The sequence below is a fragment of the Saccharothrix sp. ST-888 genome (assembly GCF_000955975.1).
In the GTDB taxonomy this organism is placed as follows: Bacteria; Actinomycetota; Actinomycetes; order Streptomycetales; family Streptomycetaceae; genus Kitasatospora.
Genome location: NZ_JYJF01000925.1, coordinates 1 through 309 on the forward strand (window position 1 = coordinate 1; position 309 = coordinate 309).

A 309-nucleotide genomic window follows, 5' to 3' on the forward strand; every position below is an offset into this window, starting at 1 on the left:
CCGTCACCCGGGCCCTGCGCGACGCCTCCGCCAAGAACCTCAAGGACGTCCCCGTATCCGTACAGGCCGCGTCCCAGCGGAGCTCCGACACCGACGCGGACGACGCACGGTCCACGGCGCTCACCAGTGATCTCGCCGACAGGCCCCGCGCCGTCCCCGGCGTCACCTCCGTGCTCCCCACCGTCAACGTCTCCGCCACCCTTGCCGCCAACGACCGCCGACCGCTGAACGCCCCCTACTACGGCCCGAACCTGGCGCCCAACTGCTCGCCGGACACACCGCACAGCGACCGGTCTAGCCTTTTCCCCG

At 71.8% G+C, this 309-nt stretch carries 1 protein-coding gene; it reads left to right on the forward strand.

Going from position 1 to position 309, the window contains the following annotated elements; genetic code table 11:
- Positions 1-309: hypothetical protein (locus UK12_RS44705; protein WP_045307270.1), on the forward strand; the 309-nt coding region annotated here is incomplete at both ends.